The organism is Synechococcus sp. O70.2 (genome assembly GCF_047462135.1).
Classification (GTDB): Bacteria; Cyanobacteriota; Cyanobacteriia; order Thermostichales; family Thermostichaceae; genus Thermostichus.
In genome coordinates this window covers 80,185-101,673 of the sequence record NZ_JANSIS010000005.1, presented here as the reverse complement: position 1 = coordinate 101,673, position 21,489 = coordinate 80,185, and the positions used below count along the sequence as shown (strand labels likewise).

The following is a 21,489-nucleotide window of genomic DNA, read 5'->3' as shown; positions in this document are numbered from 1 at the left end:
GCTAGGGATCCTGGCCAAAGCCCTTCCGAAAGGGCAGATGGCCTGCTGTTACCTCTGCCCCAGCACCTATGGAGAGGATTCCCAACATTTGCGGGTGCGTTATGTCAGCGTCGAAGGGGATGCTTCGAGGACGTATCTGCAGGTCGCAAGCCCATTCGCCACAGCTTCATCCGCCCCGCCCGCCCATCGAACGTGAAACCCACCCTTGGGCCGTGGCCGTACGGCGGAATCCGGAGTTCACCTGCCCCAGCTTGCCCAGACATGCCACGGCTGTTGCGGGGAGAGAGGCGGATAGCTACTCTATCGAGAGGACAGGTTCCTTTGCCAAGCGCCGGCCTAGGCCTATGGACAGGAAGCAAGCGCTGAGTAGGGTAGTTCTCTCTGGTGTGGCTCTTGCTAGCTCAGCGCTTCTAGCTGCCTGTGGCCGGGATCCTGGCCCTTGGCTCCACCAGTTTGGCACCCCTTCCTCCGACGAGGCGCGCGCCCTTGCTGAGGACGGGCAGGGGAATGTCTGGGTGGCAGGGATCACCGAAGGAAGCCTTCCCGGCCAAAGTTCTGCGGGGGGCAGTGACGTTTTCTTGCGCAAGTACAACGCCCAGGGCCGAGAGCTCTGGACGCGGCAGTTTGGTACCCCTGCTTCGGACGAGGTTGTTGCCCTGGCAGTGGACAGGAGGGGGAATGCCTGGGTGGCAGGGATGACCCACGGTGCCTTCCCTGGCTACAGCAATGCCGGCGAAGAAGACATCTTCCTGCGCAAGTACGATCCCCAAGGCAGAGAGCTCTGGACGCAGCAGTTGGGTAGCGCTGGGCCTGACCAAGTCGTTGCCATCGCTGTGGATGGCAAGAGCAACGTCTGGGTTGCAGGAACAGGGGCAGGCAAGAGCTTTGTGCGCCAGTACAACGCCGACGGCAAGCCGCTTTGGGTCCGCGAGTTGGGAGCCCACCAGCAGGTCGCTGCCCTGGCTCCCGATGGGGCAGGAAACCTCTGGATAGCCGGATTCGTCCACGACCGCGCAAGAGCCGGTGGCTTTGTCTGCAAGCACGATCCCAGTGGCAACTAGGTTTGGATGCGCCAGTTTTCCCACCGAGGAGGCGACGGCGCTCTTTCCGTGGCCGTGGGAGGGGAGGGGAAGGTTTGGGTGGCAGGCTACGCCCAGGGCAAGAATCCGTCCAAGGCCTATGAGGTCTTCGCCCATCAGTACGATCTGTACGGCAACGAGCTCTGGAGCCGCCAATTTGCAGGTGGGCAAGGGGAGCGCGTCCTAGCCATTGCTGTGGATGGGAGTGGAAGGATTTGGGTAGCAGGCCACACGCAGGGGTCTTCCTCGAGGCGCAGCGACGCCTTCGTCCGCCTTTACGAGACCAACGGCGGCGAGCTCTGGCGCCATCAGTTCGGCAGCGCCGACTTCGACTGGATCCAGGCCATTGCTGTAGGCCAAGAGGGCAACCTCGTGGTGGCAGGCGTAACCTGGGGATCCCTTGCCAACCAGTCCCATGCTGGGATGAAGGATGTCTTTGTGCGCAAGTACGGTCGTTAGTCCGGGGTCATTTTCCTGGAGCAGGATCCGGCTCCCCTTGTTGTTCTTTCGGCAGCCGATACAGATCTCACAGCTAAACAGGTGTCAGCTGCAGAAAGCTACGCCGTGCTAGGCTCTAGGCGGTGCGGCTTTGGTTGCAAGGGGAGAACTTGAGAGAGATGAAAAAAAGGGTGTCTAGGATAGCTCTTTTAGGAGCCTTAACTTCTTTTGCTGGTTCAACTTTCTGGGGAGCCTGCAGTTTCTTTCCAATCGATTTAGGTTTAGCCAGCCGTTCAACCGATTTGGGTTCAACCGAGTGGATCCGCCAGTTCGGAACCCCTGCGGATGAGGGGGCTGAGTCTGTTGCTGTCGATGGGCAGGGGAACGTTTGGGTAGCGGGATCCACTGGGGGAGCCCTTCCCGGCCCCTCGAGCGCTGGCGGTCGAGATGTCTTTGTGCTCAAGTACAGTCGCTAGTCAGGACGTACCTTGAGAAAGGTTTCATGAGGGTCACCTAGCGCTAGGCCATGCACCGAATAGCAGCTTTGCCCGGAGGATGGGATCCCACCCAGTCCGGGGTTATTTTTCTGGAGCAGGATCCGGCTCCCCTTGTGGTTCTTTCGGCAGCCGATACGGATCTCACCGCCCTGAGCGCGGCTCTTTCGCTTCTGCCCCAAGACTTCCCGGAGGTGCGGGCTGCCAATCTCTTGCACTTGCAGCAGCCCCTGAGCATTGACGACTACGCCGAGAAGGTATTGCAGCAAGCTCAAGTTATCCTCATTCGCCTGTTGGGGGGAAGGGCCTACTGGAGCTACGGCCTAGAGGTGGCCAAACAGGTGGCAGCCGACGCGGGATCCACCCTAATCGTCATTCCCGGCGATGATCGCCCTGACTGGGATCTGGTGAGCCATTCCACTGTGCCCCTGGGCGTGGCGGATCGGGTGTGGCGGTACTGGCTGGAGGGGGGAGCGGAGAATGTGGCGGCCTGTCTGCTGTTTCTAGCCAGGGAATTTTTGGGGCGCCAATATCCCGTGCCGGATCCTCAAGTGTTGCCTCGCCTGGGGGTCTACCACCCTCCTGTCGCTCTGCCGGCCCCTTCCCCGGCTCCCAAGGTGGGGATTTTGCTCTACCGGGCCCATGTGCTGGCGGGAAACACCCAGCCCATCGATGCTTTGGCCAGAGCCCTGCTGGAGCGAGGGTTGCAGCCCTTTTGCCTTTACACCTATAGCCTTCAAGACCCCGACTTGCCTCAAGCCCTTCGGGATCACTTTGGTGGCCAGATTGAGGTGTTGCTCAATACCACCAGTTTTTCGCTAGCGCGCTTGGACAGCCAGCAGCCCGATGTGAAACTATGGCAGGAGTTGGATGTGCCCGTTTTGCAGGTCATCCTCAGCAGCGGATCCCGGCAGAGCTGGGAGGACTCGACGCGGGGTTTGGGGGCGCGGGATCTGGCCATGAATGTGGCTTTGCCCGAGGTGGATGGGCGCATTATTAGCCGCGCCATTTCCTTTAAAGCTGTTCAACAGCGGGATCCCCGCTTGCAAACGGAAGTCGTGGCCTATGAGGCGGTGCCGGATCGGGTGGAGTTTGTAGCCGATCTAGCAGCCAACTGGGTAAAACTGCGGCGCACTCCCCCTCCCCAGCGGCGACTGGCTTTGATTTTGGCCAACTACCCTAGCCGGGATGGACGCCTGGCCAATGGAGTTGGGTTGGATACGCCAGCTAGCTGTGTCGAGATCCTCAAGGCCCTGAAAGACAACGGCTACCAAGTGGGCCCCCTGCCCCAGAGCGGCGATGAGTTGATTGGCTGGCTAACCCAAAGCCAAACCTATGACCCGCTGGGATCCCTGCGGCCGGCTCGGCAATGCCTTTCCGCTGACCTTTACCGCGAGTGGTTTGCCCGCTTGCCGGAGCCCATCCAAACCGACCTCGTCCGGCAATGGGGGGATCCGCCCTCTCAGGATATTCCCGTGGTGGGACTGCAGCTAGGGCACGTTTTTGTCGGCATCCAGCCGCCGCGGGGCTACGACCGGGATCCTTCCTTGAACTACCACGCCCCAGATCTGGTGCCCCCCCACGAGTACTTGGCCTTTTACCTGTGGCTGCGGCAGGTCTTTGGCGTGCAGGCGGTGGTGCATGTGGGCAAGCACGGCAACTTAGAATGGCTGCCCGGCAAGGGATCCGCCCTTTCCTCTACCTGCTACCCGGAGATTGCCCTGGGGCCCCTGCCCCACTTCTACCCTTTTATCGTCAACGATCCGGGGGAAGGGTCCCAGGCCAAGCGGCGAGCCCAAGCCGTGATTATCGACCACCTCACCCCGCCCCTCACCCGCGCCGAGCTGTACGGCCCCTTGGCAGAGTTGGAGCGGCTAATGGATGAGTACGTGCAGGCCCAACAGTTGGATCCCAGCCGCTGCCCCCTCATTCGCGCCCAGATTGAGGAGCTGGTCCGCTCAGAGCACCTGGATCCTCTGTTCAATCTGGAAAAAGAGGAAGATTGGAGCCGCCTGGATGGCTATCTCTGCGAGCTCAAAGAATCCCAAATCCGGGACGGGCTGCACATCTTTGGCCGCATGCCCAGCGGCGAGCAACTGGTAGATCTTCTGGTGTCCCTAGCCCGCTACCCCGGCCATGGACAACTGGGCCTCACCCAAGCCATTGCCCGCGACTGGGGATGGGACTGGGATCCCTTGACCGCCGACCTGACGGATCCCTGGCCGGACAAGCCATAGCCTAGCCCAGCTTCTCCAAGCGGGCCTGCAAGAGCTGCATCTGGGCCTCCAGCTCCGCCAGTTGCTTGCGGCTAGCCTGCACCACGTCAGAGTTGGCGCGGCTCAAGAAGTTGGGGTTTTCCAGGCGAGTGCGGATCCCTTGGGCCTCTTTTTCCAGTTTGGCTAGGTCTTTCTGCAGCTTGGCCCGCAGCGCCTCCACGTCCACCAGCCCCGCCAGGGGCACTAGCACCTGCACCGTGCCCACCACGGCCGCCGCCACCTGCTTGGGCTCCGTGGCCAGGGATCCTGCAATCTCCAGCGACTCAACCTTGGCCAGCTCGCGGATATAGGCCTGGGCGGCGGTGAGAATCCGCTGCTCTTCAGGATCCTCGGTAACCAGCAGCGCGGCGATGGTTTGATGGGGCTTGAGGCCAGCTTCCGCTCGCAGGTTGCGCAGGCTGGTGATGACTTGGGTGACCAAGCCAAACTCCCGCTCCAGTTGGGGGTTAACCCAGCTGGGGTCAGGGGTGGGATAGGGCTGCACCGAGATGGAAGTAGTCTGGTTAGCCTGGGTAAGCAGTTGCCAGACTTCTTCGGTGACGTGGGGCATCCACGGGTGGAGCAGCCGGAGGATGGTCTCTAGCACCTTGGCCAACACCTGCTGCGCCGTGCGCTTGGAGGCCAGGTCTTCTCCCCGCAGCCGAGGTTTAGCCAGCTCGATGTACCAGTCACAAAAGTCGTCCCAAATTAGGGAGTACAGAAGCCGCGCCCCCTCGCCCAGGCCGTAGGCTTCCAGCTCCTCGATCACTTGGGTGGCTGTGGAGTGCAGCCGGGAGAGGATCCAGCGATCGGCCAGCTCCAGCGCTTCCGGGACAGGGGATCCCAGTTGGGCGGGGGTCTGTCCCTCCAAGTTCATCAACACAAAGCGGGAGGCGTTCCAGATCTTGTTGGCAAAGTTGCGGGCTGCCTCCACGCTGGCGCTCTCGCCGGTCTTGCGGTCGTAAGCTAAGCGGATATCCTGCCCAGCCCCCACCACTTCCCTGACCAGAGCGTAGCGCAGGGCATCGGTGCCGTACTTGTCCAAGAGCTCGATGGGATCGATGCCGTTGCCCTTGGACTTGGACATCTTTGCCCCGTGCTCGTCCCGCACCAGGCCGTTGATGTAGACATCTTTGAAGGGGATCTGGCCGGTAAACTGCACCCCCATCATGGCCATGCGGGCCACCCAGAAAAAGATGATGTCGAAGCCCGTCGACATCAGGGAGGTGGGGTAGTAGCGCTTGAAGTCCTCTGTCTCCTCTGGCCAGCCCAGCGTGGAAAAGGGCCACAGCGCTGAGCTAAACCAGGTGTCCAAAACATCGGGATCCCGCTCCAGCCGCTCAACTTCTGGACCAAACTTCTCCCGCGCCTTGATCCAGGCTTCCTCCTCATTGCGAGCCACCACAAAAACCTGGGGATCCTCAGGGAGCTGGCCGTTGATGACCGGATACCAGGCTGGGATCTGGTGCCCCCACCACAGTTGTCGCGAGATGCACCAGGGGCGCAGCTTCTCCAGCCAGCCCGTGTAAACCTTGGTCCAGCGCTCCGGAATAAAGCGGGGGTTGTGGTGTTCCCGCTCCTCCTGCAAGCAACGAGCTGCCATCCCCGAGACATCGCAAAACCACTGGATGGAGAGCAAAGGCTCAATGGGCACACCCCCCCGGTCGCTATAGGGCACGGTGTGGGTGTACTCTTCCACCTTCTCCAGCAGGCCGTGCTCGGCAAACCACTGCACCACCTTCTCGCGGGCCACAAAGCGATCCAGGCCAGTGAAGGGATCCCCGTTCTCGTTGAGGGTGCCGTCCTTGTTGAGGATGTTGATCAAGGGCAACTGGTGGCGCCGGCCCATCTCAAAGTCGTTGGGGTCGTGAGCTGGGGTAACCTTGACGCATCCAGACCCAAAGGTGGGATCCACATACTCGTCGGCAATGATGGGGATAAGGCGATCCTTGATGGGCAGCCGGACAAACTGGCCGATGAGATGGCGGTAGCGCTCGTCTTGGGGGTTGACCGCCACGGCTGTATCCCCCAGCATTGTCTCAGGGCGGGTGGTGGCCACCACCAGGTACTGGCTGGGGTCGGCGGCCAAGGGGTAGCGGAAATGCCAGAGGTGGCCCTTGACCTCTTTGTTGTCCACCTCGATGTCGGAGACCGCCGACTGGGTGGCCGGACACCAGTTGACCAAGTACTCGCCCCGATAGATGAGCCCTGCTTCGTAGAGGCGGACAAAGGCTTCCGTAACGGCCCGGCTCAGCCCCTCATCGAGAGTAAAGCGATCCCGTGTCCAGTCCAGCGACAAGCCCAGCCGCCGCAGTTGGCTTTTGATGGTGCCCTGCGACTCCTCCTTCCAAGCCCAGGCCCGCTCCAGAAAAGCCTCGCGGCCCAGGTCAAAGCGGCTCTTGCCCTCCTGGCGCAGTTGGTTTTCCAGAATGGTGTGCACGGCAATGCTGGCATGATCCGTGCCCGGCAGCCAGAGGACGTTGTAGCCGCGCATGCGCTTGTAGCGCACCACCACATCTGGCAGGGTAAAGGCAAAGGCATGGCCCATGTGCAGGCTGCCCGTAACATTGGGCGGGGGCAGCACCATGCTGAAGGCTTCCCCCGGCGCCTTGGGATCCGCCACGTAAAACCCCTTTTCCTCCCAAAAGCGCTGCCACTTGGGCTCGGTCTCAAAGGGGTTGTACTGGCTGGGCAGGTTGGCGAGGGAAGGTGCAGCAGTCATGCGGAGGCCGGGTTGCTCAAGGGACTACCCTAACTAGGTTAGCAAGCTTACTCCCAGCCGTCGGGCTCTTTTGGGGAGGTGGGCTTTCTGGGGATCCCTCTTGACCTTGTAGTTAGCTACAGGGTTTAGGCTAAGAGAGCTTCTGGAGAGAGGGTAGAGAACCCGGCATGTCTGAGCTGCTGCGGGTGGGTCAGGTAGCCGAGAAGTTGGGCATCAGCCCCCAAACCCTCTACTTCTACGAGCGCCTGGGGCTCATCCCCAAGCCCCGTAGGACAGAGGGGGGCTACCGCCTCTACGGAGAAGCTGAGCTGGAGCGGCTAGCTTTCATTGCCCGCGCTAAGGCTTTGGGACTTACCCTGGCCGAGATCAAAGAATTGCTCCTGCTTCAGGAGAACGGGCAAGCCCTGCCCTGTTGGCAGGTGTACGTAAAGCTAACCGAAAAACTAAGACAAATCGACAAGTCAATTGCCCATCTCCAGGAACTTAGAGGGGAGTTATCGACACTCATTGAAAAGTGTCAACAACAATTTTCTGAGCAGGAGAAAAGTTCCTCTTGCGCTATCTTTCAACAGCAATAGCTTAATAACCCATGACAAGAGAACCCTTTTTCCCATTTTCTGCTAAAGCTTGGCAGCCCTTGTGTCCAAAGAGCGGGGAGCAAGGGATCCCAATTCAGCTGACTACGCTGAAGAGCCTTCTGTCTCCTACAGCTTTGGAGCAACTTAATGCTAACGCCAGCTATGCGTTTTGTCGGGATCCCCTTTGCCCCGTCGTCTATTTTTCTGAGGAAGGTCAAAGCTTTGGGGTTGACGACCTCAAGGTTCCCGTCTTTCAAAAAGAAAGTGGCGAGGACGTGCCTGTCTGCTACTGTTTTGGATGGACGCGCCGGCGCATTTGGCAAGAGCTCCAGGGATCCAAAACGCCCCAGGCTATCCTCGAGGGGATTGCCGACCACATCAAAGCCAGGGGCTGTGGCTGTCAGGTGAACAACCCGCAGGGATTTTGCTGTCTGGAAAACGTCAGACAAGTCATCTTGGAGATGCAGCAAAGGAAGGCTGAGGAACAAAACCCGATTATTGACTGAAATAGGCGTTGAGCCATTCCAGACATCCCATAAAGTAAAACACCAGCGGCCCGGTAAAGACGTAGCTATCGCCCCGATCCAAAATGCCGCCGTGGCCGGGAATGAGATCCCCGGAGTCTTTTACTCCCGCATCCCGTTTCATGAGGGACTCGGTGAGATCCCCCAGCAGGCTAGTTAACCCAATCAAAAACCCCAACACGCTGCCGCTCAGCCAGCTCCAGGGCCAGTTTAGGTAGTGGGCTCCCAGCATAGCCAGGGCCATGCTGGCTGCGATCCCGGCCACTGCCCCTTCCACCGTCTTCTTAGGGCTGAGGGTGGAGAGCTTGGTGCGCCCAAAGGCCCGACCACACAGGTAGGCCGCTACATCGGCAGCAATGACACAGCCAATGGCCAACAGCGTAATCCATAGCCCTTCGCCAATGCCCTTGGATAAAGACAAAGCCCTGACCCGAATCCAAAAACTGGGCAGCAGAGCACAGTAAAACAGTCCCAAAATTGAGGTGGCAATATCGGCAATGGTGGCCACCTTGGGCTTAAAGAGCAAATAAAAACAGATGATGGATCCCGCCACAATAAAAGCAGGGCTGGTCCACTCGGGCTTGACCTGCTGCAAAATCACCAGCACCTGGCTGGAAAACATGGTGGTGCGCATGGCCGGCGCATTGCCCTTAGCCCGTACCAGCCGAAAGAACTCCAGTTGGGCCAGAAAAATAATCAGCCCAAGGGCTGCCGTGAAGTACCAGCCCCCTAGCAGGGTAACCGTCAGGGCAAACAGCACCGCCACGAAACCGCTAACCCAACGGGCTCCCATAGGCGCACCCCGCTATGTTGGCCAGCCGTTGCGGTTCGGGGGAGAGATCCCAGCCACCCGAGACCCTTGCCAGGATGCCTGCTCTTGCGGCCTTCGCCTCAGCGGGACGGAGTTTTGACTTCGACGTGGCTGCTGCAACGGCAATGCCTCCTGCCTTAACCTTTCAGTCTACCGCTGGGATCCCCCTCGATCTCCAGTTGGCGGGATCGCAGGTGTTCCTGAGCGTGGGATAATTGAAAAACTGCAAGAACGGGTTACCCTCAATTGAATTTCAGAATGGTTCAGGAACTTACCCCTCCCGTGGCTAGTCCCCGCATCTCCGCCGAAGAGGCTCGAATGCTCTACGAAGACATGGTGCTGGGCCGCCTGTTTGAGGACAAGTGCGCCGAGATGTACTACAAGGGCAAGATGTTCGGCTTTGTGCACCTGTACAACGGGCAGGAGGCTGTGTCCACGGGGGTGATCAAGGCGCTCAAGCCCACCGACTATATCTGCAGCACCTACCGAGATCACGTGCATGCCCTCAGCGCTGGGATCCCGCCGCGAGCGGTGATGGCGGAGCTCTTCGGCAAGGCCACTGGCTGCAGCAAGGGTCGGGGCGGCTCCATGCATCTGTTTTCGGCAGAGCACAACTTTTTGGGAGGCTATGCCTTTGTGGCCGAAGGGATCCCTGTGGCTACAGGGGCAGCGTTTTCGGCCAAGTACCGCGGCACTGACCAGGTAACCGTCTGCTTTTTTGGGGATGGGGCCTGCAACAACGGCCAATTTTACGAATGTCTCAACATGGCCGCCCTCTGGAAGTTGCCTATCGTCTACGTGGTGGAGAACAACTTCTGGGCTATTGGCATGGCCCACAGGCGTGCCACTTCGGTAACCGACATCTACCTCAAGGGCCCAGCCTTTGGCATGCCTGGCTACCAAGTAGACGGCATGGACGTGCTGGCAGTGCGGGAAGCAGCTCAACAGGCCATCGCCCGCGCCCGTGCCGGAGAAGGCCCCACTCTCCTGGAGTGCCTCACTTACCGCTTCCGCGGCCATTCTTTGGCTGACCCCGACGAGCTGCGCAGCCCCGAAGAAAAGGAATTTTGGCGGCAGCGGGATCCCATCAAACGCCTGGAGCGCTACGCCTTGGAACACAACTTGATGACTGAGGCAGACTTCCAGGCCATTCACGAGAAAGTGAGCGCCGTAGTGGAAGACGCAGTCCTTTTTGCCCTGGAAAGCCCAGAGCCCACCCTGGACGAATTGCACCGCTTTGTTTTTGCCGAAGATGAGTAGCTAGGCATTGGGGCAGCGCAGCTTGCCCTCGGGCCGCCATTGCCGCCCTCTTGCCAAGCCTTGATGCTTACCATCAGAGAAACCTTGTCCAGGTCTGCGCTCTTGCGCAGATTTTTTTGTAAAGGTTGCTTTCCATTTGTTTACATAGCTTCATATCATTGAGATGTTGAGTATAAGTACCTATTTTCAATCATGAGCAGTCCTCTTGAGTTTCCCTGGCTGTCGGCCCTGGTGCTCCTGCCGCTGCTGGGTGCCTTCGGGATCCCCCTGCTTCCCCAGAGCCGCTGGGCGCGTTGGTATGCCCTTGCCGTGGGGGCTTTGGATTTGGGCCTGATGGCCTACATCTTTGGGTGGCACTACGACCTGCGGGATTTTTCGCTGCAACTGGCCGAGCGTTACGCCTGGGTGCCCCAGATCGGGTTCCACTGGTCGCTGGCGGTGGACGGCCTGTCCTTCCCGCTGGTGCTGCTGTCGGGCTTGATTACGACTTTGGCGATTGTGGCAGCTTGGGAGGTGGCCTACAAGCCGCGTCTATTTTTCTTTTTGCTGCTGCTCCTGTACGGCGCCCAGGTGGGTGTGTTCTTGGCGCAGGATCTGCTCCTCTTTTTCTTGATGTGGGAGATTGAGCTAGTGCCTGTTTATCTCCTCATCGCCATCTGGGGCGGGCCGCAGCGCCAGTATGCTGCCACTAAGTTCATCCTCTACACCGCCGCTGCTTCGATCTTTATCTTGGTGGGATCCCTGACAATGGCCTTTGCTGGCGAGGGCTTTAGCCTGGAGATGGCAGAGCTAGGTGCTAAGTCCTACCCGCGGGCCCTGCAGATCTTGGCGTATACGGCTTTCCTCATGGCCTTCGGGGTCAAGCTCCCGATTTTTCCCCTCCACACTTGGCTGCCCGATGCCCACAGCGAAGCCTCGGCGCCCATTTCTATGATCCTGGCCGGGGTACTGCTCAAGATGGGGGGCTATGGCCTCATCCGCCTAAACGCGAATCTCCTAGCGGAGGCCCACGTGTACTTTGCCCCGGTGCTGGCGGTGCTGGGGGCAGTGAACATCATCTATGGGGCGCTGGCGGCCTTGGGACAAAACCACCTCAAGCGGCGGCTGGCCTACTCCTCCATTGCCCACATGGGCTTTGTGTTGATTGGCATGGCAACTTTTACGGAGCTGGGGCTTAATGGCGCTCTGCTGCAGATGATCTCCCACGGGCTGATCGCGGCGGTGCTCTTCTTCCTAACAGGGATCACCTATGAGCGCACCCACACCCTTTTTCTGGAGAAGTTGGGAGGATTGGCCAAGCAACTGCCCAAGACCTTTGCCCTGTTTACGGCAGGAGCTTTGGCCTCTTTGGCGCTGCCGGGGATGAGCGGCTTTGTGGCCGAGCTGACGGTATTTTTGGGCTTGACCACCAGCGATGCCTATGCACCAGCCTTCAAAGCAGGGGTGGCGCTGCTGGCGGCAGTGGGTCTTATCTTGACGCCTGTCTACTTGCTTTCTCTGCTGCGGCAGACTTTCTATGGCCCTTCGGATCCCAGCCTGGTGCTGGAAGAGTACCTGGGCGATCTGCGCCCGCGGGAAATGGCAGTGGCCCTGTGCCTGCTCTTGCCAATTCTTGGCATTGGCTTCTACCCACGTTTGGCTATCCAGAGCTATGATGTGACGACGGTGGCGGTGGCAGCCCACTTGCGCAGTGCCCTGGCAACGGAAATTGCCCAGCGGCCCCTTTTGCCAGCGCAACCAGCTCAGGTAGCAGCGCTGCCCACCCGTAACTGAGAACTTTGCGGCTTGCTTAACAGGAAGAGCTGGTACTTTTCAGCTCTTCTTTTGCTTTTTTTAATGTTTGAGCTTGGACTTGAGGGGGAGGATGTCTTCAACCCTGCTGGGGGTGTTAACTCTAGCGAGGATCGGAAGGAATAGAGTTGTGTTCCATCAGGTTGAGTTGCACCACCAGCCACCATAGGGTGATGTCGGAGTAGGTTCCCCGCTGCTTCAGACGGGAGATAGAGTGAACCGGGTTTTGGCTGTCGATCATCCACTCCGAAGCAATGATTTGGCTACGTTCGCGGGCTTCCATTTTTTCTCTCCCCTCGCCAACTCTCAAAGCTTGAGATAGCTCCTATTTTCAGGATGGCGAATTTGGCGGGGAGCGTGTGAAAAAATATATTACGCGGGAATCCCAAGGAGAGCTAACTTTCTTAGCAATTGCAATCCCAGGGGCCAGTTAGTTGGGCGCTTGCCGACTGCGAGGGCCAGAGAAGCTTGACAAAGGGTCGAAATTTTTGCCAGGGGGATAGGGATACCCTGACGGTAAGCCGATCCAAAATCTCATCGTAGGAGAGGCCTTTGCGAACCCATCCTTCACAGCTGTGCAGCTGCTGGGCGGCGCCGAGGAGAAAGCGGTTGAGAGGTGGTCTGTACGCAGACTAGATCCCGTCCTGAGAGCACCAAGAAGAAGCCCGCCAGTATCCCCCCTCCAGATACATCTTGGTCTAGCAGGGTTCAATGCTATCGACTCGGCGGAGTGCTGCCGCACTTTGGCAACGACCCTCTGCCCCACCCGACGCTGCCGAGCTTGGCGGTATTAAGCACTCTGGCTAGGAAGAAAGTCAAGAGTGTAGGCTTGCTGGACGTCCAAGCCAGCTTCGACGACTCCCAGGGCAACCATTTCCTGAAAATAGGTCTGCCAGCGCTGGTGGGTCATGGCGCCGATCCCCAGGGTAGCCGCGTCGCCGGCAGTGAGGAGGCCGTAGTCTTTTAGGGCCTGGTGGGCGTAGGCCAAGAGGGCCTCGCTCATGTTGGGGTTGTCCTGCCGAATGAGGCGGTTGCCGGGGCGGGGATCCTCTAGGTAGCTTTGCCACCCTTCAATGGAGGCGGCCACAAACTTGCGCACTTGGTCAGGGTACTGTTCGGCAAAGGGGCGGGTGGTCTCCAGGGTAGTGGCATAAGGGGAATAGCCGTAGTCGGCCAAGAGAAAGACGATGGGATCAAAACCGCCCTCCTGGCGCACGCGGAAGGGCTCGGAGGTGACATAGCCCTGCTGGGCGGAATACTTGTCGAGCAGGAAGGGGGTGAGGCTGAGGTTGTAGGGGCGCTTTTGGTCGTCGGTGAAGCCAAATTTGGCCCGCAAGAACGGCCAGTAGGTGAGGTTGGCCCCTGGCGAGACCCAGATGGGCTTGCCCCGCAAGTCCTCTAGGCGCTCAATGCCCACCCCCGGATGGGCCAAGAGACACTGGGGATCCTTTTGGAAAAAGGCAGCCACGGTGAGCACCGGGATCCCGGATTGCAGGGCGGCCAGGGCGTCAGGGCTGCCGCCAAGAACAAAGTCCGCCGCTCCCCCCGCCAGCAGGTGCCGCCCGTTGCCCGCCGTTCCCCCCAGGCGGTGTTCCCCCTGCAGGCCGTAGTCGGCGTAGATGCCCAGGGCCAGGGCTTGGTAGAAGCCGCCGTGTTCGGCTTGGGCATACCAGTTGGTTACTAGCCGCAGAGGCCGGGATTGGCGGGATCCCGCTCCCACCGCCAGTAGAGCAGCTCCAGCAGCCAGAAACTGCCGGCGCGGCCAAGGCTTTGCAACGGCGTTAGCCATGGGCTTCCACGCTTTTCCGTCAAGGGGCAGGGCTCTTCTTAGCCTAGCTGGAAGATTGGAGAGAGGGGGCTAAGATCCTGCTTTTGCGGCAGGATGGGATAGTTGAGACCAAAGACAGCAGCACATCCCCATGGGCAAGGTGTATCTGGTGGGAGCGGGGCTGGGCGGGCGGGCGGGCCTGACGCAAGGGGCGCTGGAGATCCTGCGGCAGGCCGAGGCAGTTTGGGTGGATGAGCTGGTGGACGAGCGCCTGTTGGCAGAGCTGCCCCCGCAGGCGCAGGTGTGGCGACGTTCCGGAGAAGCGGGTTTGCAGGAGGGCATTCGCTGGCTCATCCAGCGCTGCCGAGAAGGCAAGCAGGTGGTTCACCTCAAGTCGGGGGATCCCTTGATCTTTGGCCGCGCCCGTGAGGAAGTGCAGGCCCTGCGGGAGGCAGGCTGTCCGTTTGAGATCTGGCCAGGCTTGTCGTCGGCCCTAGCCGGCCCTTTATGGGCTGGGATCCCGTTGACCGATAAACACCTGAGCCGCGCCTTTGCTGTTCTCACCGCCCATGAGCTGGAGGCTCTGCCCTGGGGCGCTCTGGCCCAGTTGGATACGCTGGTGATTTTGATGGGATCCCGGCAGCGGCAATCCATTGGCACCCGGTTGCTGGAGTCTGGGATCCCGGCAGACCGCCCAGTGGCCCTGATCTGGGGGGCGGGGCAGGCGGAGCAGCGGGTTTGGGTGGGCACCTTGGCGGAGCTGCAGCAGGGGGAAGGAGGAGAGCTAGAAGCTGGGGAGAAGCTGCCGGCGCTCTTGGTAGTGGGCGAGGTGGTGCGGCTGCGGCAGGAATTTTTGCCGGGGATCCCACCGTTGCCGCCACCGGCTCCTTTGGCAGGCAAGACGGTGCTGGTCACCCGTGCTGAGGGGCAGTCGCCGGCTTTTCGCGAGCTGCTGCGGGCTCAGGGGGCGCGGGTGGTGGAGATGCCTGCCCTGGTGATCCAGCCTCCTAGCAGTTGGGATCCCCTGGACACCGCCATTGCCAACTTGCAACAGTTCAACTGGCTGCTGCTGACTTCGGCCAATGGGGTGCAGGCTTTTTTCGAGCGGCTGCAGCAGCAGGGGCGAGATAGCCGGGCGCTCCACTCCCTGCAAGTGGCGGTGGTGGGATCCAAAACGGCGGCGGTGCTGGCTCAGTATGGCATCCGCCCAGATTTGATGCCCTCCGCGTTTGTGGCCGAAGCCTTGCTGCCCATTTGGCCGGAGCCGGTGCAGGGGCAGCGCATCCTCTTTCCCCGCGTCGAATCTGGAGGCCGGGAGGAGCTGGTTCAGGGGCTGCGGCAACGCGGAGCTGAGGTGGTGGAGGTGGCTGCTTATCAATCGACCTGTCCGGCAGCGGCGGATCCCCAAGTCCTGGAAGCCCTAAAGACCCGCCAGGTGGATATTCTCACCTTTGCCAGCTCCAAAACGGTGCAGCATTTTGCCCATCTCCTGCGCCAGGCAGGGCTAGGCCCTGAAGTCTGGGATCCACCGGTACAGATTGCTGCCATCGGCCCCAAAACGGCGGAAACCTGCAAGAAGGTCTTAGGGCGGGTAGATGTGGTGGCTCAGGAGTACACCCTGGAAGGGCTGTTGGGATCCCTCCTCCGGGCCACCCCCTAGCGGGATAATGGGAGGGCAGTTGGGACTCTGGACACCATGTGGCAGACGGCCAAGCTCTACGAAGACATCCTCTACGAGAAGACGGACGGCATCGCCAAGATCACCATCAACCGGCCCCACAAGCGCAATGCCTTCCGCCCCAAGACCATCGTCGAAATGATTGATGCCTTTCTGGATGCGCGGGAGGATCCCAGTATTGGAGTCGTGCTCTTGACGGGCGCCGGGCCCCATACGGATGGAAAGTATGCTTTCTGCGCCGGCGGGGATCAGAGCGTGCGGGGAGAGGCCGGCTACCTGGATGAGGCCGGGGTTCCCCGTCTTAACGTCTTGGATCTCCAGCGCATCATCCGCTCCCTGCCCAAGGTGGTGATTGCCCTAGTGGCCGGCTACGCCATTGGTGGGGGCAATGTTTTGCATCTCATCTGCGACCTGACCATCGCTGCCGACAACGCCATCTTTGGCCAGGCCGGGCCACGGGTGGGCAGCTTTGACGGCGGCTTTGGGGCCAGCTACCTAGCGCGGGTGGTGGGCCAGAAGAAAGCGCGCGAAATCTGGTTTCTTTGCCGCCAGTACACCGCAGCGCAAGCCCTGGAGATGGGCCTGGTCAATGCGGTGGTGCCGGTGGAGGAACTGGAAGCCGAAGGGATCCGCTGGGCGCGGGAGATCCTCCAACACAGTCCTCTGGCCATCCGCTGCCTCAAGGCTGCTTTCAACGCCGATTGCGACGGCCAGATGGGACTGCAGGAGCTGGCGGGAGACGCGACGCTCTTGTATTACATGACCGAGGAAGCTGCCGAGGGCAGACGCGCTTTTTTGGAGAAGCGTCCTCCCAACTTTCGCCAGTTTCCCTGGCGGCCCTAGGGGGCAGCAAACGATAGGCTGGACTCAGTTCTTGGTCTTGGCCGATGGCTTCCCACCCTCCGAGGCTGCTTTTGGTCGATGGCCACTCCCTGGCCTACCGCTCTTTTTACGCCTTTGCCCATAGCCGCGAGGGGGGCTTGCGCACCTCCACTGGGATCCCGACCAGTGTCAGCTTTGGCTTTTTGAAATCGCTACTGGAGGTCTTGGAGAAATACCCCCCCACCCACATAGCTGTTGCCTTTGATACCCGGCAGCCCACCTTTCGCCACGAGGCCGATGAAACCTACAAAGCAGGCCGTCCGGAAACGCCGCCGGAGTTTATTGAGGATGTGGAAAACCTCAGGCAGGTGTTGGCGGCGCTGCGCATTCCGATTTTGGCAGTGCCCGGCTTTGAGGCCGACGATATTCTGGGTACACTCTGCAGGCTTGCCCCCCAAGAGTATCGGGTGCAGATCTTAAGCGGCGACCAGGATCTCTTTCAGTTGATTGACCCCGAGGGAAGAATTCGGGTTCTGCATCTCAACAGCAAAGATCGCGTCAGCGAATTTGGCCCCCAAGAGGTCAAAGAGAAATTGGGCATCTGGCCTTGGCAAGTGGTCGACTACAAAGCCCTCTGTGGTGACCCCTCCGACAACATTCCCGGCGTCAAGGGGATCGGCCCCAAGCGAGCGGCAGAGCTCTTACAGCGCTACGGCAGCTTGGAGGAGATTTTCAACCATCTGGAGGAGATCCCTGGCAAAGTCCAGCAGTACCTCAAGGAAGGGATCACCGCAGCCCAGCACTCCCAATTTCTGGCTCGGATTCACTGTGATGTCCCCCTTTTGCCCGACTGGGAGAGCATGAGGCTGACCGGGTTTGACCCGGCGGAAGTGCTGCCGCTTTTGGAGAAACTAGAGTTTCGCAGTTTCATTGCTCAAGTGCGCAAGCTGCAAGCCACTTTGGGCGGGATCCCAGCCCAAGCCTCTGAAGCCAGGACAGGTTCAAAGAATGGCTCTGCCGACGACGAGGCCCTTTGGTTTGATTTTGCTGCACATCCCCCCCCTTCTCTGCCGCCGGTACGCATTGTGGATACCCCTGAGCAGTTGGAGCGGTTGCGGCAGGAGCTGTTGGCTTGCTCCGGGATCGTAGCCTGGGACACGGAAACCACGAGTCTAGATCCCCGCGACGCCCAACTGGTGGGGATTGGCTGCTGTTGGTCGGAGCGGGATGTTGCCTATTTGCCCATTGGCCACCGCCAGGGATCCAACTTGGACTGGAACCTAGTCAAACAGAGCCTACAGCCCATTTGGGAGGATCCCAGTCGCCCCAAAAGCCTGCAAAACTGCAAGTATGATCTCAGCATTTTTCGCGCTCATGGCATTCGCCTACAAGGGATCCAATTTGATCCCATGTTGGCTAGCTATGTGCTCAATCCAGAAGCTAGCCACAACTTGGCTGATTTGGCAGCTACCTATCTAAATTTACCCACCACCAACTACGAAAAGCTGCTGGGTAAAGCAGAGTCCATTGCCGATCTGCCTATCCCCAAAGTGGCAGAATATTGCGGAACTGATGCCTACTGCGCCTATCGCTTGGTGCCCATCCTCACCGAAAAGCTACAGCAAACTGACCCACGCCTCTGGAATCTTTTTATCCAGGTGGAGCTGCCCTTGGCTCACGTTTTGGAAGAAATGGAGTGGGTCGGCATCCGCATCGACACTGAGTTTCTCAAGCAGTTTTCTCAGGAACTGGAGAAAGAGCTGCAGACTTTGGAGCAGAAAGCCTACGCCCAAGCAGGCGAGGTTTTTAACCTCAACTCTCCCAAGCAACTGGGATCCCTGCTTTTTGAAAAGCTAAAGCTAGATATCCGAAAAACTCGCAAGACAGCCACCGGCTACTCCACCGATGCTTCGGTTTTGGAGAAGCTGGAAGGAGATCACCCAGTTGTTGAAACGATTCTCCAGTACCGCACTCTGGCCAAGCTCAAATCCACCTATGTGGACGCGCTGCCAGCTCTGGTAAGACGCGATACGGGCAGGGTGCACACCAACTTCAACCAGACTGTTACCGCTACTGGCCGACTCAGCTCCTCTAACCCCAACCTACAAAACATCCCCATCCGCAGCGAGTTCAGCCGCCGCATTCGCCAGGCCTTCATTCCCCAGGAGGGGTGGCTATTGGCCTCGGCTGACTACTCGCAAATTGAGCTGCGCATCTTGGCCCACCTCAGCCAAGAGCCAACGCTCATCGAGGGCTTTCGCTCAGGGGAAGATGTGCACACCCTTACTGCTCGCTTGCTCTTTGAAAAACAAGAGGTAACTAGCGAAGAACGTCGCCTTGCCAAGACAATCAATTATGGAGTTATTTACGGCATGGGGGCGCAGCGTTTTGCCCGCACTGCTGGCGTATCTCTGGCAGAAGCCAAGGAATTTTTGCGGCGATTTAACGAGCGCTATGCCGGCGTTTTTGCCTATCTCCGCGCCACCCAAGCCTTTGTGGAAGAACATGGCTATGTGGAAACCATCTTGGGCCGCCGTCGCTATTTCCCCAATTTGTCTCAGCTGTCGGGCCATCGCAAGCAAGCTGAGCTGCGGGCTGCCGTGAACGCCCCCATTCAGGGATCCGCTTCAGACATCATCAAAGTGGCCATGGTTCGCCTGCAGGAAAAGCTGCAGAACTTTCGCTCGCGTTTGCTTTTGCAGGTTCACGACGAGCTGGTGTTTGAAGTAGAGCCCTCAGAATGGCAGGACTTACAGCCACTCATTCAAAGAGAAATGGAAGGGGCAGTGCCCCTCTCCATACCCCTGGTGGTGGATATCCAAATCGGCCACAACTGGAAGGAGGCCAACTGAAATGTTAAGCTATGTGAAAGCGTTCGTTCTCTCCCTATGGCTGTTGAGATCTACACATGGCGTTTTTGTCCCTTCTGCATTCGCGCCAAGCAGCTGCTAGACCGCAAGGGAGTCAAGTACATCGAATACGCCATTGATGGGGACGAGGCAGCGCGAGCGGAGATGGCCAAGCGGGCCAACGGGCGCCGGTCAGTGCCCCAGATTTTCATCAACAACCAGCACATCGGCGGTTGTGACGACCTCTACGCCCTTGATGCCCAGGGCAAGTTAGATCTGCTCCTGCAGCAGGCTACCTAGATCCGTCCCTTGCTCGGGGCCTCGGCTAGCTACTTGAGGCAGACGGATGCACGGGCAAGGAGACTCAGCCTAGACACTGCCCTGCTTAACCCGAGCGCGTGCTTGTTTCAGCATGGCAATCAGGGTGTGGTGGGCATCTTCGGAATCCTTGAGAGGGTGATCAAAGGAAATGCGCAGCGTTTGTACGGCTCCGTCAACCTCTACCTGCAAGTCCATCCCTTCCGAGTCGATAGCCTGCATGCGGGCCTGGGTCACCCCTTCCACCTGACCGAAGACTCTGGCATAGAGCGCTAGGGCATCGGCGTGGTCTTCGTTCATGTGCTTGCAGATGCGCTCGCTAACCTGAGGGGTGAGAGGGTCGGCCATAGAAGTGAGAGTTGCAAAAGGGATGTCCAGGTTTTAGTCTAGCGGACTCTTGGCTCAAACGAATCTTTTCACAGGCAAGGCCCAGCAGCTGAAACCAGACGGGGGTGGACATGCAGCTTTACGAGCGTGACTTCTATGCCTGGACCCAGGAGCAGGCGACGCTGCTGCGCACGGGCCGACTGGAGCAGCTAGATACTGAGCACTTGGCAGAGGAAATCGAGGCTTTGGGCAGACAGGAGCGCCGCGAATTGGTCAATCGACTGGGGATCCTGCTGGGACACCTCCTCAAGTGGCAGTTTCAGCCCCAGCTTCGCGGTAAAAGCTGGCAGGCTACGATCATCGAACAGCGGCAGGATATCCAGGAACTCATTGCGGAGAGTCCCAGCCTCAAATCTTATCTAGCTGAAGCGATGGAGAAGGCCTATCGCAAAGGACTGCTCCTGGTGGTGAGAGAAACGCCCCTCTCTCTACAGGATTTGCCTGATCAGTGTCCCTACACGTTTGAGCAAGTGATGGATCCCAGCTTTTACCCTGAAAAATAGGAGTGAGTATGCAGCTTTACGAGCGCGACTTCTATGCCTGGACCCAGGAGCAGGCGGCACTGCTGAGGTCGGGGCAGTTGGAGCGACTGGACAGAGTTCATTTGGCAGAGGAAATTGAGGCTTTGGGCAGGCAGGAGCGCCGGGAACTGGTCAATCGACTGGGGATCCTGCTAGGCCATTTGCTGAAATGGCAGTTCCAACCTCACTTGCGAGGTAAAAGCTGGCGAGCAACCCTTAGCGAGCAACGCCGCCAAATTCAGCGACTCCTCAAAGAGAGTCCTAGCCTCAAACCGGAGCTGGCGGCAGCTCTGGCAGAGGCTTACCAAGACGGGATCCTGCTCGTAGTAAAGGAAACACCGCTTGCTGAAGACGACCTGCCCGCCGAGTGCCCCTACACTCTTAATCTCGGCTTTTATCCGGGATGAGAACAGCTCAAAGGGCTTTGCTCGCCCTCGAGAAATGCCGCCTCTTGCAACCTGACAGAGAAAGCTGGGTTGTCCAGACCAATCTGTCCCCCAAGAGCTGCAACCAGAGCTTTGGGAGGGCCGACACCAGCAGGCCGAGAAGCTTATCACTGCTCATGCCAACACACTGAGAATCTTAATAACAACGGCAGGCCTCAAGGCTCACGAAAGCTGAAGTGAATTCCTCCTCGTGCTAGCGGGACAGGGTTCCTCTAGGGGGCAAGTGCTGCTAGGCTTTGCGCTCCGCGCCGCTAACGCGAGCAAGACTGAGCTCAGGCTCAACAACAAACAGCGGACACTGACAGCCCAACATGCCGGTGTAGCCCGCCGTGCCTACAACTAGGGCCTGGCCATCTGCCAACAGGCCATTGAGGCCAAGCCGAAACTACCCACGGCCAAAGTGCTCCGCACCGCTGTCGCGAACGACCTGCACAAGCGGCTGGTGGTGGGGGTCAAGAAGGCCAACCCCTGGTACTACCAAGTCTCCAAGTGCGCCCCGCAGCAGGCACTCCGCAGCTTAGAGCAAGCCTGCGCGCTACGCGCCGCTGACGCGAACAAACGCTGGCGGAGTGGACTGGGCCGGTTTCCCCGCTTCAAGCGCAAGGGGGTACGGGACAGCTTTTATCTCGAAGGCAACATCCACATCTCCGGCAACCGCATCAAGGTACCTATCTAAGGCCTCCGGCCCGCTTGGTGAGTGGCTGGTTACGCTGTGCGGAGATCCCCCCTACTGCCACCCCCCAGAACG

General features: G+C 59.3%; 21 protein-coding genes. 16 read left to right on the top strand and 5 right to left on the bottom strand.

Translation table 11 applies throughout. The features are described 5' to 3' along the window. Positions 1 to 386: 386 nt before the first annotated feature. The 4 genes from NW812_RS07130 (at position 387) to cobN (ending at position 4,248) form a co-directional block, all read left to right on the top strand. Positions 387 to 1,061, top strand: coding sequence for an SBBP repeat-containing protein (locus NW812_RS07130; RefSeq protein ID WP_414395350.1), 675 nt, complete (start codon positions 387 to 389; stop codon positions 1,059 to 1,061). Positions 1,062 to 1,067: 6 nt separating this feature from the next. Beyond that, complete coding sequence (locus NW812_RS07125) at positions 1,068 to 1,538, top strand: hypothetical protein (protein ID WP_414395348.1); 471 nt, start codon at positions 1,068 to 1,070, stop codon at positions 1,536 to 1,538. A gap of 158 nt (positions 1,539 to 1,696) precedes the next feature. Next, complete coding sequence (locus tag NW812_RS07120) at positions 1,697 to 1,993, top strand: SBBP repeat-containing protein (RefSeq protein ID WP_414395345.1); 297 nt, start codon at positions 1,697 to 1,699, stop codon at positions 1,991 to 1,993. A 50-nt stretch (positions 1,994 to 2,043) separates the two neighbouring features. Further along, positions 2,044 to 4,248, top strand: coding sequence for a cobaltochelatase subunit CobN (gene cobN / locus NW812_RS07115; RefSeq protein ID WP_414395343.1), 2,205 nt, complete (start codon positions 2,044 to 2,046; stop codon positions 4,246 to 4,248). Between the two features lies 1 nt (position 4,249). Here the strand turns inward: cobN and NW812_RS07110 are convergent, their stop codons facing one another. Continuing rightward, the gene (locus NW812_RS07110) at positions 4,250 to 6,988 is read right to left on the bottom strand and encodes a valine--tRNA ligase (protein ID WP_414395340.1); all 2,739 of its coding nucleotides are present in this window, start codon (positions 6,986 to 6,988) and stop codon (positions 4,250 to 4,252) included. Positions 6,989 to 7,155: 167 nt separating this feature from the next. On the opposite strand from NW812_RS07110, the gene NW812_RS07105 reads away from it, so the two are divergent. Next, positions 7,156 to 7,566 carry a heavy metal-responsive transcriptional regulator gene (locus tag NW812_RS07105; protein WP_414395338.1) on the top strand — a complete coding sequence of 137 codons (411 nt, stop codon included), beginning with the start codon at positions 7,156 to 7,158 and terminating at the stop codon, positions 7,564 to 7,566. A gap of 59 nt (positions 7,567 to 7,625) precedes the next feature. Beyond that, positions 7,626 to 8,072: a putative iron-sulfur cluster-binding metallochaperone gene (locus tag NW812_RS07100; protein WP_414395336.1), complete on the top strand. Its 447-nt coding sequence runs from the start codon at positions 7,626 to 7,628 to the stop codon at positions 8,070 to 8,072. Here NW812_RS07100 and NW812_RS07095 read toward each other — a convergent pair. Then, complete coding sequence (locus NW812_RS07095) at positions 8,062 to 8,883, bottom strand: phosphatidate cytidylyltransferase (protein WP_414395334.1); 822 nt, start codon at positions 8,881 to 8,883, stop codon at positions 8,062 to 8,064. The genes NW812_RS07100 and NW812_RS07095 overlap by 11 nt on opposite strands. A 74-nt stretch (positions 8,884 to 8,957) precedes the next feature. Between NW812_RS07095 and NW812_RS07090 the strand changes: the two genes are divergently transcribed. The 3 genes from NW812_RS07090 to NW812_RS07080 all read left to right on the top strand — a co-directional run bounded on the left by NW812_RS07090 (position 8,958) and on the right by NW812_RS07080 (position 11,934). Beyond that, positions 8,958 to 9,116, top strand: coding sequence for a hypothetical protein (locus NW812_RS07090; protein ID WP_414395332.1), 159 nt, complete (start codon positions 8,958 to 8,960; stop codon positions 9,114 to 9,116). A gap of 43 nt (positions 9,117 to 9,159) precedes the next feature. Beyond that, the gene (gene pdhA, locus NW812_RS07085) at positions 9,160 to 10,161 is read left to right on the top strand and encodes a pyruvate dehydrogenase (acetyl-transferring) E1 component subunit alpha (protein WP_414395329.1); all 1,002 of its coding nucleotides are present in this window, start codon (positions 9,160 to 9,162) and stop codon (positions 10,159 to 10,161) included. 192 nt (positions 10,162 to 10,353) lie between these two features. Further along, positions 10,354 to 11,934 carry an NAD(P)H-quinone oxidoreductase subunit 4 gene (locus NW812_RS07080; RefSeq protein ID WP_414395328.1) on the top strand — a complete coding sequence of 527 codons (1,581 nt, stop codon included), beginning with the start codon at positions 10,354 to 10,356 and terminating at the stop codon, positions 11,932 to 11,934. A 121-nt stretch (positions 11,935 to 12,055) separates the two neighbouring features. On the opposite strand, the gene NW812_RS07075 is transcribed toward NW812_RS07080, so the two are convergent. Both NW812_RS07075 and NW812_RS07070 read right to left on the bottom strand, forming a co-directional pair. Further along, positions 12,056 to 12,235 (bottom strand): hypothetical protein, encoded by a 180-nt coding sequence (locus NW812_RS07075; protein ID WP_414395327.1) that lies wholly within the window; start codon positions 12,233 to 12,235, stop codon positions 12,056 to 12,058. A 507-nt stretch (positions 12,236 to 12,742) separates the two neighbouring features. Beyond that, complete coding sequence (locus tag NW812_RS07070) at positions 12,743 to 13,741, bottom strand: ABC transporter substrate-binding protein (protein WP_414395325.1); 999 nt, start codon at positions 13,739 to 13,741, stop codon at positions 12,743 to 12,745. Positions 13,742 to 13,871: 130 nt separating this feature from the next. On the opposite strand from NW812_RS07070, the gene cobA reads away from it, so the two are divergent. The 4 genes from cobA to grxC are packed head-to-tail and all read left to right on the top strand — an operon-like array spanning position 13,872 to position 19,369. Beyond that, positions 13,872 to 15,380 carry a uroporphyrinogen-III C-methyltransferase gene (gene cobA / locus NW812_RS07065; RefSeq protein ID WP_414395322.1) on the top strand — a complete coding sequence of 503 codons (1,509 nt, stop codon included), beginning with the start codon at positions 13,872 to 13,874 and terminating at the stop codon, positions 15,378 to 15,380. A 36-nt stretch (positions 15,381 to 15,416) separates the two neighbouring features. After that, positions 15,417 to 16,241: a 1,4-dihydroxy-2-naphthoyl-CoA synthase gene (gene menB, locus NW812_RS07060; RefSeq protein WP_414395320.1), complete on the top strand. Its 825-nt coding sequence runs from the start codon at positions 15,417 to 15,419 to the stop codon at positions 16,239 to 16,241. 44 nt (positions 16,242 to 16,285) lie between these two features. Further along, complete coding sequence (gene polA, locus NW812_RS07055) at positions 16,286 to 19,072, top strand: DNA polymerase I (protein ID WP_414395318.1); 2,787 nt, start codon at positions 16,286 to 16,288, stop codon at positions 19,070 to 19,072. A gap of 36 nt (positions 19,073 to 19,108) precedes the next feature. Next, entirely contained in the window at positions 19,109 to 19,369 is a 261-nt protein-coding gene (gene grxC / locus NW812_RS07050) for a glutaredoxin 3 (RefSeq protein WP_414395315.1), read from the top strand. Between the two features lie 69 nt (positions 19,370 to 19,438). On the opposite strand, the gene NW812_RS07045 is transcribed toward grxC, so the two are convergent. Further along, positions 19,439 to 19,735 carry a DUF2470 domain-containing protein gene (locus NW812_RS07045; RefSeq protein WP_414395313.1) on the bottom strand — a complete coding sequence of 99 codons (297 nt, stop codon included), beginning with the start codon at positions 19,733 to 19,735 and terminating at the stop codon, positions 19,439 to 19,441. 110 nt (positions 19,736 to 19,845) lie between these two features. Here NW812_RS07045 and NW812_RS07040 point away from each other — a divergent pair, with 110 nt between their 5' ends. The 3 genes from NW812_RS07040 to NW812_RS07030 all read left to right on the top strand — a co-directional run bounded on the left by NW812_RS07040 (position 19,846) and on the right by NW812_RS07030 (position 21,417). Continuing rightward, positions 19,846 to 20,277: a DUF29 domain-containing protein gene (locus NW812_RS07040; protein ID WP_414395310.1), complete on the top strand. Its 432-nt coding sequence runs from the start codon at positions 19,846 to 19,848 to the stop codon at positions 20,275 to 20,277. A gap of 8 nt (positions 20,278 to 20,285) precedes the next feature. Further along, complete coding sequence (locus NW812_RS07035) at positions 20,286 to 20,702, top strand: DUF29 domain-containing protein (protein ID WP_414395307.1); 417 nt, start codon at positions 20,286 to 20,288, stop codon at positions 20,700 to 20,702. A 439-nt stretch (positions 20,703 to 21,141) separates the two neighbouring features. Further along, positions 21,142 to 21,417 carry a hypothetical protein gene (locus tag NW812_RS07030; RefSeq protein ID WP_414395304.1) on the top strand — a complete coding sequence of 92 codons (276 nt, stop codon included), beginning with the start codon at positions 21,142 to 21,144 and terminating at the stop codon, positions 21,415 to 21,417. Positions 21,418 to 21,489: the final 72 nt, after the last annotated feature.

Bases quoted from the DNA above. Each gene is read 5' to 3' on its own strand.
- NW812_RS07075 (WP_414395327.1), bottom strand. From the start codon at position 12,235: ATGGAAGCCCGCGAACGTAGCCAAATCATTGCTTCGGAGTGGATGATC.
- NW812_RS07125 (WP_414395348.1), top strand. From the start codon at position 1,068: ATGCGCCAGTTTTCCCACCGAGGAGGCGACGGCGCTCTTTCCGTGGCC.
- pdhA (WP_414395329.1), top strand. From the start codon at position 9,160: ATGGTTCAGGAACTTACCCCTCCCGTGGCTAGTCCCCGCATCTCCGCC.
- NW812_RS07040 (WP_414395310.1), top strand. From the start codon at position 19,846: ATGCAGCTTTACGAGCGTGACTTCTATGCCTGGACCCAGGAGCAGGCG.
- NW812_RS07095 (WP_414395334.1), bottom strand. From the start codon at position 8,883: ATGGGAGCCCGTTGGGTTAGCGGTTTCGTGGCGGTGCTGTTTGCCCTG.
- menB (WP_414395320.1), top strand. From the start codon at position 15,417: ATGTGGCAGACGGCCAAGCTCTACGAAGACATCCTCTACGAGAAGACG.
- NW812_RS07045 (WP_414395313.1), bottom strand. From the start codon at position 19,735: ATGGCCGACCCTCTCACCCCTCAGGTTAGCGAGCGCATCTGCAAGCAC.
- NW812_RS07120 (WP_414395345.1), top strand. From the start codon at position 1,697: ATGAAAAAAAGGGTGTCTAGGATAGCTCTTTTAGGAGCCTTAACTTCT.
- NW812_RS07035 (WP_414395307.1), top strand. From the start codon at position 20,286: ATGCAGCTTTACGAGCGCGACTTCTATGCCTGGACCCAGGAGCAGGCG.
- NW812_RS07080 (WP_414395328.1), top strand. From the start codon at position 10,354: ATGAGCAGTCCTCTTGAGTTTCCCTGGCTGTCGGCCCTGGTGCTCCTG.
- cobN (WP_414395343.1), top strand. From the start codon at position 2,044: ATGCACCGAATAGCAGCTTTGCCCGGAGGATGGGATCCCACCCAGTCC.
- polA (WP_414395318.1), top strand. From the start codon at position 16,286: ATGGCTTCCCACCCTCCGAGGCTGCTTTTGGTCGATGGCCACTCCCTG.
- NW812_RS07070 (WP_414395325.1), bottom strand. From the start codon at position 13,741: ATGGCTAACGCCGTTGCAAAGCCTTGGCCGCGCCGGCAGTTTCTGGCT.
- NW812_RS07105 (WP_414395338.1), top strand. From the start codon at position 7,156: ATGTCTGAGCTGCTGCGGGTGGGTCAGGTAGCCGAGAAGTTGGGCATC.
- cobA (WP_414395322.1), top strand. From the start codon at position 13,872: ATGGGCAAGGTGTATCTGGTGGGAGCGGGGCTGGGCGGGCGGGCGGGC.
- NW812_RS07110 (WP_414395340.1), bottom strand. From the start codon at position 6,988: ATGACTGCTGCACCTTCCCTCGCCAACCTGCCCAGCCAGTACAACCCC.
- grxC (WP_414395315.1), top strand. From the start codon at position 19,109: ATGGCTGTTGAGATCTACACATGGCGTTTTTGTCCCTTCTGCATTCGC.
- NW812_RS07090 (WP_414395332.1), top strand. From the start codon at position 8,958: ATGCCTGCTCTTGCGGCCTTCGCCTCAGCGGGACGGAGTTTTGACTTC.